The following is an 8,043-nucleotide window of genomic DNA, read 5'->3' on the forward strand; positions in this document are numbered from 1 at the left end:
ATAATTACCTTCGTTGGTTCAGAGGTGAACAACGTCCATGTCGTATAAATTTTAACTTACCAGTTCCACAAGGTGCCATCTTCAAGCCGGGCAACCGGCAGATAGGCGGGGTCATAGGGATATTTCGCCGCCAGTTTTTCATCGAACTCGATACCCAGTCCTGGCTTCTCGCCCGGATGCATATAGCCGTTGTCAAAGGTCCAGTTGTGCGGGAACACTTCCAGCATCTGCTCGGAATAGCCCATGTATTCCTGAACGCCAAAGTTCGGTACCCACAGATCAAAATGCAGCGCCGCGGCCATACAAACCGGAGAAAGATCGGACGGTCCGTGTGAACCTGTACGCACCTGATAAAGAGAGGCGAAGTCGGCGATGCGACGCATGCCGGTGATCCCGCCCGCATGGGTAATCGTGGTGCGGATATAATCGATAAGCTGCTCTTCGATAAGCTGTTTGCAGTCCCAGATGCTGTTGAAGACTTCGCCGACGGCAATTGGCGTCACTGTGTGCTGACGGATCAGGCGGAAGCACTCCTGGTTTTCCGCAGGTGTCGGATCTTCCATCCAGAACAAGCGATAATCTTCAATGCTTTTACCAAAGCGCGCCGCTTCAATTGGCGTCAGACGGTGGTGCATGTCGTGTAGCAGATGCTCGTTAAAGCCGAACTTATTACGCACCGCCTCAAACAGTTTCGGCGTGAAATCGAGATACTTTTCGGTTGACCACAGTTGCTCTTCCGGCCACTGCCCTTTAGTCGCCGGTTCATAGGCCTGCCCTTTTCCCTTTGCCATGCCGTAGGTGGTTTTCATGCCCGGCACGCCGCACTGCACACGGATGGCCTTGAAGCCCATCTCTTTGTGACGCGCATAGTCTTCGAGCACATCATCAACGGTGTGACCAGTGGTATGGCAGTAAACCATCACCCCTTCACGCGATGCGCCACCCAGCAACTGATACAGCGGCATATTGGCGGCTTTGGCTTTGATATCCCACAGCGCCATGTCGACAGCGGAGATAGCGGACATGGTCACCGGGCCACGACGCCAGTAAGCGCCTTTATAAAAAAACTGCCAGATATCTTCGATGCGGTGCGCATCACGACCGATCAACTGCGGGCAAAGATGATCTTTCAGGTACGACGCGACAGACAGCTCACGCCCATTCAGCGTGGCGTCTCCCAGACCGGTGATACCGTCCTCGGTCGTAATCTTCAGTGTGACAAAGTTACGTCCTGGACAGGTGACAAAAACCTCAGCCCCTACAATCTTCATTTTTTCTTCCTGGTTCTGTGTGGTGATGGTGAGAATCTACTTATTCACATACTACCATACAAGTATAAATGATCTGTTTTACTGAACAGATCACAAAACTCACGGGTTATATGTCATGGAATGCTGAATTCAGAAAGGGTGAAAAGACGGCCCTGGAGGACAGGAACCGTCATCATTTAAGGAGGTCAGATGCGACCGACCGTCGCAGAATTCTGTTTCCCGATCACCGACTGCGCGGCGTCTTCAGGTATCCGCAAATCGCGGTCGCACACTTCTGGCATCAGGAATGCAGAGAGCAGACCAATCAGGGAATAAATCACGATCATCACCAGAATTGGCAGCCAGTTTCCTGTCATGTTGCAGAAAATCCCTGCCAGCACTGGTCCAAAGCCGACCGCCACCAGTCCCCCTGCTTCTTTGGCGATCGCCATGCGGGTAAAGCGATTACGTGAGCCAAATATTTCAGCCATCGTAATGTTTTCTAGAGCAAATAATCCCAACACCGCGACGTTATGAATAACGATCAGTGCCGTCATAATCACGCCCGGTTGGTAAGTGTTATCCACCACGATGGATAACATTGGGTATGCGAGAATAATCGCCGAGATATTCAATACGATATAGGGTAAACGACGACCGAATTTGTCGGATAACCAACCCAGTAACGGGATAGTGATAAAACCAATCACCGAACTTATCATCAGTGCATCCGTCGGGATGGCCTTATTGAACAGCAACGTCTGTACCAGATATCCGGCAAGAAACGTCTGGATCAGCCCCGAGTTACCGGCCTGACCAAAGCGTAATCCCGTTGCCAACCAGAAAGATTTACTGGTAAACATTGTTCCCACTGAAATCGCCTCCTGCGAGGTTGTCGCAGGAGTCTCCCCTTCATTGACCTGCTCGAAGACGGGACTTTCTTTCAGGTTCAACCGCAACCAGATCGCAAAAATCATGACGACGACGCTCGCCAGAAATGGAATACGCCAACCCCATGCCAGCAAGTCTTCACGATCGAGTACAAAGAACATCACCGCCCAAATCGCGGTCGCGCTGAGCGTGCCGCAGTTTGTTCCCATAGCGACCAGGGATGAAATAATTCCCCGCCTACCGACTGGCGCATATTCTGCGAGCATGGTTCCGGCTCCGGATATTTCTGCTCCGGCCCCGAGTCCCTGAATAATACGTAATGTCACCAACAGCACGGGTGCAAAAATGCCTATCTGCGCATAAGTGGGAAGTATACCGATTAAGGTTGTACACATTCCCATTAACGTGATGGTAATAAACAACACCTTCTTACGCCCGATCCTGTCCCCCATTTTGCCAAAAAAGAAGGCGCCGATAATACGGGCGATATAACCTGCCCCATAAGTTCCCATGGCGAGAATTAACGCCATTGCCGCCGATTGTTCCGGGAAAAATATTTCATGGAAAACGAGTGCAGCCCCCAGAGAATATAACTGAAAGTCCATAAACTCTAATGCAGTTCCTAACCAACCGGAAACCGCGGCGCGCACCAGATCCCGGGTGCTTCTTTCATGCCTGGTTGTATTCATATTGTCTGTCTCTACAGAATAAATGCGTACTACGGAATACCCGAATCGTCAGACATCCATCGCATGAATTAATTTAAGCGGAAAAGGTTAGTAATACTTTACAACAGCTCTGCTGATCGGTTTCGAATAGCGTTATTGCGTCGATGACCTGGCGATAATCAAACTGATGAGTGATTAATTTCTCAGGGTCGATTAATTTATTGTGCATCCACTCAATAACGGTTGGAAATTTATGTGCGTTCAGTCGAGATGAGAAAATTGTGAGCTCTTTTCCGGTAATCCCCTGTTGAATTATCTGACAGGGGTCACTGGAGAAACCCATTATCACAATACGCGCCGCAGGTGACGCCAGGCCAATGGCTTCAGACAGGATGGCGGGATGGCAGGCTGCATCGATTATCAGCGTCGGTCTGATGCCCTTTTCCGCCAGAAATTCAGCTAATGACCGGTGGGCATTATTCATCGTTTCATCAGCCCCGCACGCTTTCGCCATTGCCAGGCGAGCATCAATCCGGTCAGCAACAATAACCGTTTTGACATGATATACCCCTTTAAGCGCCTGGACGGTGGTTAACCCCATCGGACCGGCGCCGTAAATTAAGGCTATATCATTGTCCGTCGGCGCAACCTGACCCATGACATTCGCGGCAATCGTAAAGGGTTCAACCATTACCGCCTGTCGGTCGCTAATCGAATCCGGAATACAATAAACATTACTTTCCGGAACCGTAACATATTCACTAAAGCCACCATCTCGATGAACACCTAATACCGTTAACGAGGTACAAACATTGGGTTTGCCAACAGTGCAGGGATAACAGATACCGCAACTTATTACGGGATCCACTACAACACGTTCACCAGCGCGTTTATTCTCCACCCCTTCGCCGACTGAATCAATAATGCCATAAAACTCGTGACCAATGACGCGAGGATATTGCGCAAAAGGATTATGCCCACGATATATATGACTATCCGAACCGCAGATTCCTGCTATTTTTACCTTGATCCTCACATCTCCTGGTTCTGGTAAAGGGAATGGGCGCTGTTCAATGCATAATTTATTTGGTTGTTGAATCACTATACTTTCCATGCGTTTTCCTTACATCAAATTAGTGATGCAAGAAATTTATTCTCCATAAAACTACCATACAAGTATAATGATCAAAAAATCACCAGGCGATCACAAAAAAGAGACGCTTATCCACGTTCCCATCCCACCACAATGATCAGCATTCCGCAGAGCGCGATAAGCGCCCCGCTCCAGTCAAACAGGCTGAGTTTTACCCCATCCACGACGCGCAGCCAGATAAGCGCAGTACAAACATAAACCCCGCCATACGCAGCATACACCCGACCGCTGGCGGCGGGATGCAGCGTCAGCAACCAGACAAATAACGCCAGCGCAACGCCTGCGGGTAGCAGCAGCCAGGCGGTAGCCCCCCGCTTCAGCCAAAGCCAGGGAAGAAAACAGCCGATGATTTCGCAAAGCGCGGTGGCAAAAAAAAGCAGCGTGGTTTTAAGCATCTGAATCGTTCATTGACCTGTGGTTCAGGCATATTACGTCATAATTCGCCGATCTTATCCATAACCTTCCGGCGGGTATGCCCTGCGCAAGGAATGGTGTAGAATTTGGCTGCTAATGATGCTTTTTGCGTCGCTCATAAAAGGAACTTGCCATGAACATTACGCTTCGCAAACGCCTGTGCCTGACGGCAATGCTGCTGCTGGGCGCTGTCGTCTACACCGCGACCGCGCAGGCTGAGACCAGTCGACTGGTGATCGAATCCGGTGACAGCGCCCTGAGCCGTCAGCAGGCAGCCATGCAAAAAGAGCAATGGGATGACACGCGTAGCCTGCGTCAGAAAATTAACAAGCGCGCGGAAAAAGAGTGGGATAAAGCGGATGCCGCTTTTGATAACCGCGATAGCTGCGAGCAGAGTGCCAATCTGAATGCGTACTGGGAACCGAACACCCTGCGCTGTCTGGATCGTCGCACCGGTCGCGTCATTGCTCCCTGATACAGAGAAATAAACGAGACGTTAAGGATTTGGTATGACAAGCGCCCTCAGTGTCAAGCTGCGCCCGCTGGAGCGTGAAGATTTACGTTTTGTCCATCAACTCGACAACAATGCCAGCGTGATGCGCTACTGGTTTGAAGAGCCTTACGAAGCGTTCGTTGAGTTGTCCGATCTCTACGATAAGCACATTCACGATCAAAGCGAGCGTCGTTTCGTCGTGGAATGCGATGGTGAAAAAGCGGGTCTGGTTGAACTGGTTGAGATTAACCATGTTCACCGTCGGGCTGAATTTCAGATCATTATTTCCCCGGAATATCAGGGAAAGGGCCTCGCTTCACGAGCCGCTAAACTGGCGATGGACTACGGATTTACCGTACTTAACCTCTATAAGCTGTACCTCATTGTTGATAAAGAGAACGAAAAGGCGATCCACATCTACCGTAAACTGGGTTTTATGGTCGAAGGCGAGCTGATTCATGAATTCTTTATTAACGGTGAATACCGCAATACGATTAGGATGTGTATCTTCCAGCATCAGTACCTGGCGGAGCATAAGACGCCTGGCGCGACAATGCTCAAACCGACCGCGCAGTAATCGCTGCGCGGTTCTCTCAATAGTAATCGATGGTATTTTTGATCGTGTAGCTGTGCGTGACCGCGGGTTTAACGCTTTCATCAACGATCACTAGCGTACAGTCCGTGGGGTTGGCATGACGGTCATAGTCGCAGGTTTGCTTAACGTTCCCCAAAGGGTGATTGTTAAGCAAACTCACCGCCGTGTAGTCCATCTTCTTGAGCGGATCGGTCGAGGGTTTCGCGCTGACGGATAACGTCTGGTCCTTACTGACCGTGGTCTTGCCGATCGGATACCCTTCCGCATCATAGCGATACTGGACTTTCATCTCTTTTCCCGTCGCGGCAATCACAAAGCCGTTATCATCGGTATCCCAGACCACTCCCGCCGACGGCAGTTCCGCAAGCTGACATTTTCCCTGCAAGCGTACTTTTTTCTCCAGCGTTTCGGCGTCACGATAAAAATTTGCATCCAGTACCAGCGCCACGCCGGTATTGTTTTCGAGATCGTGCAACTCAAGCGAGTCAAAACAACCTTCTTCAGACAGCGTACCGTTGACGCGCTTAGCCACTTCCCCCTTCTCATTTAGCAATGTCTGGCTAAAGTCTTTTACCGGCCCGCGTAAGGGATCAAAGTCAAATTCATTAGAAAAGCTGGCCATTTCCGGCGTAAAAGAGAGCGGCACCGTGCTGTTGTCACACCCCATCAGCGCAGTACAGAGTGCAAAAAGAAATATCTGCTTTTTCACAGGTTCCCCGAGAGAAAAGGATGATCTTCAGTCATAGTAGCAAAGACTGGCGTTTACACTCCAGCAAAGCGAAAAAACAGTAGAAACCAACGGGACATCACGTCTGGCGGAAAAATTCTGAGTAACATGCCCCCAGAATTTACTTATCTCAAATGCGCTACTTGATCGAAATCAAATTATCATCAATTAGATTTTCGAAAAACTCCCAAATCATCACGATCAGCGCATTTAAGCAATGATGTCGTAACAAATGACGAGTCAGTGAGTCATTCTCTTTATAATTAAAATCACTCATCCTTCACGCATATTATCCCCTTGTATAAGGATAATTATTTGCACAATTCCTAATATTTTAAACGTCCTTAATAAGATACGTTTCTGGCAAAAAAACATTTAAGATCTTATATAAGAAAATGAAAGTAATATTAAATAGATAGAACCTATTGAAGAACGCAATAATTAGTCGATAAAACCATTTCTCAATACCAGATCATGCAAATAAAATACGCCTTAGAGAAATAATTTATTTTTATAAAATGTATTTCGCTCATCACATACACTAAGAGATTGTTCTTCATTACAAAATATCATTTCGTATACCAGGCTCTCTCTTATGGAAGAGACAATTATGAATATTAAAAACGTGCACCACCCAAAATCAATGCTGGCAATCGCTATTGCTTTCGCAGTACAAACGACCGCCGCAGCGAATCTGGATAATATCAATCTGCTAGCCGTGACGCCGCCGACGGATATCACGAGCGATCTCATTATCGATAATGGTGACTCCCTCACCCTTTCCTCAACCGAAAATACCGGCAGTAACTGGGATCAGGTTCGCGCAGTAATTGTTGGGAGTAGCGGTGTCGGTACCTTGATGATTAATGGTCGGGATATCCTCGTTAGCGAGGGATCTACAATAGGTGACGCGGGGACGGGTACCGTCACTTTAACGAATAACGCAACCTGGAGAAATAATAACTGGCATATCCAGCTTGGGACAAGTAATGGCTCCGGCACGCTTAATGTACTTAATGGCAGTAAAATAACCGGTATAGATAATTTACGTATTGGCGAAGCGTATGAAGATGGCAAGGGAGTGGTTAACATCGATGGCGCTAATTCTTCAATAGAAACCTCCTGGACCGTTGTCGGCGATCAGGGACACGGTAAATTGTTGATTACCAACGGCGGTAAACTCTCAACGACCAGTCACATGAGTATTGGCTACGTTGGCGTAACGGATAACTCCACGCGAAACGGATTTGGTGAAACCCGCGTCGATGGGGCTAATTCCACCCTTGACATTGCTGAGGCCATTAATCTGGGCGGGTTCTCAACGGCAAATAATACCGCCAAAGGGATTCTCACCGTCAGTAATGGTGCAACCGTTAAGTCCGGAACGTTGATCCGCCTGGCCTATGGTAACGGCAGCACCGGGATTTTAAATATCGGTGGCGCGCAGGGAGAAACCGAACAGGCGGCTGGCAACGTTGAGGCGTCACGAATTTATCTGATGAATAACAGCGGTCAGAACACCGCCATTCTGAACTTCAACCATTCCAGTCAGGACTTCGTGCTGGCATCGCGAATTTACGGTAATGGTGAAGTCAACCACGTCGGCTCAGGGGTGACCACGCTGACCGGGGCCAATACCTACAGCGGCAACACGCTTGTCTCGCGAGGGACGCTGCGCGCAGGCGCGGAAAATACATTTAGCGACGCGTCAGATTACATCGTCAACGACGGTGCCAGTCTGGATCTTAATGGTTATTCACAAACACTGAATTCGCTGGATCTGGCAGGTTCAGCAACGCTCTCCTCCCCTGCAAAAGTCAGAGCGGCGTTTACTCCGACCACGTTAACCATC

At 48.9% G+C, this 8,043-nt stretch carries 8 protein-coding genes; 3 read left to right on the forward strand and 5 right to left on the reverse strand.

Annotated features, from left to right (window positions below):
- Positions 1-56 precede the first annotated feature (56 nt).
- The 4 genes from rspA to KE671_RS15550 form a co-directional block, all read right to left on the reverse strand.
- Entirely contained in the window at positions 57-1,271 is a 1,215-nt protein-coding gene (rspA, locus tag KE671_RS15535) for a starvation-sensing protein RspA (protein WP_061077459.1), read from the reverse strand.
- A 185-nt stretch (positions 1,272-1,456) separates the two neighbouring features.
- On the reverse strand, positions 1,457-2,830 hold the full coding sequence (locus KE671_RS15540; protein ID WP_206163677.1) for an MFS transporter: 1,374 nt from the start codon (positions 2,828-2,830) through the stop codon (positions 1,457-1,459).
- A 73-nt stretch (positions 2,831-2,903) separates the two neighbouring features.
- Entirely contained in the window at positions 2,904-3,923 is a 1,020-nt protein-coding gene (locus KE671_RS15545; protein WP_206163678.1) for a Zn-dependent oxidoreductase, read from the reverse strand.
- Between the two features lie 107 nt (positions 3,924-4,030).
- Positions 4,031-4,357, reverse strand: coding sequence for a YnfA family protein (locus tag KE671_RS15550; RefSeq protein WP_206163679.1), 327 nt, complete (start codon positions 4,355-4,357; stop codon positions 4,031-4,033).
- A gap of 152 nt (positions 4,358-4,509) precedes the next feature.
- On the opposite strand from KE671_RS15550, the gene KE671_RS15555 reads away from it, so the two are divergent.
- Together KE671_RS15555 and speG are read left to right on the forward strand one after the other, a co-directional pair.
- Entirely contained in the window at positions 4,510-4,851 is a 342-nt protein-coding gene (locus tag KE671_RS15555) for a DUF1283 family protein (RefSeq protein ID WP_206163680.1), read from the forward strand.
- Between the two features lie 34 nt (positions 4,852-4,885).
- Complete coding sequence (speG, locus tag KE671_RS15560; protein ID WP_206163681.1) at positions 4,886-5,446, forward strand: spermidine N1-acetyltransferase; 561 nt, start codon at positions 4,886-4,888, stop codon at positions 5,444-5,446.
- Between the two features lie 16 nt (positions 5,447-5,462).
- Here the strand turns inward: speG and KE671_RS15565 are convergent, their stop codons facing one another.
- The gene (locus tag KE671_RS15565) at positions 5,463-6,173 is read right to left on the reverse strand and encodes a YnfC family lipoprotein (RefSeq protein ID WP_206163682.1); all 711 of its coding nucleotides are present in this window, start codon (positions 6,171-6,173) and stop codon (positions 5,463-5,465) included.
- Positions 6,174-6,801: 628 nt separating this feature from the next.
- On the opposite strand from KE671_RS15565, the gene KE671_RS15570 reads away from it, so the two are divergent.
- On the forward strand, positions 6,802-8,043 hold a 1,242-nt coding region (locus KE671_RS15570; protein ID WP_349291239.1), incomplete at its 3' end, for an autotransporter-associated beta strand repeat-containing protein.

Source organism: Citrobacter amalonaticus (genome assembly GCF_018252635.1).
Classification (GTDB): Bacteria; Pseudomonadota; Gammaproteobacteria; order Enterobacterales; family Enterobacteriaceae; genus Citrobacter_A; species Citrobacter_A amalonaticus_E.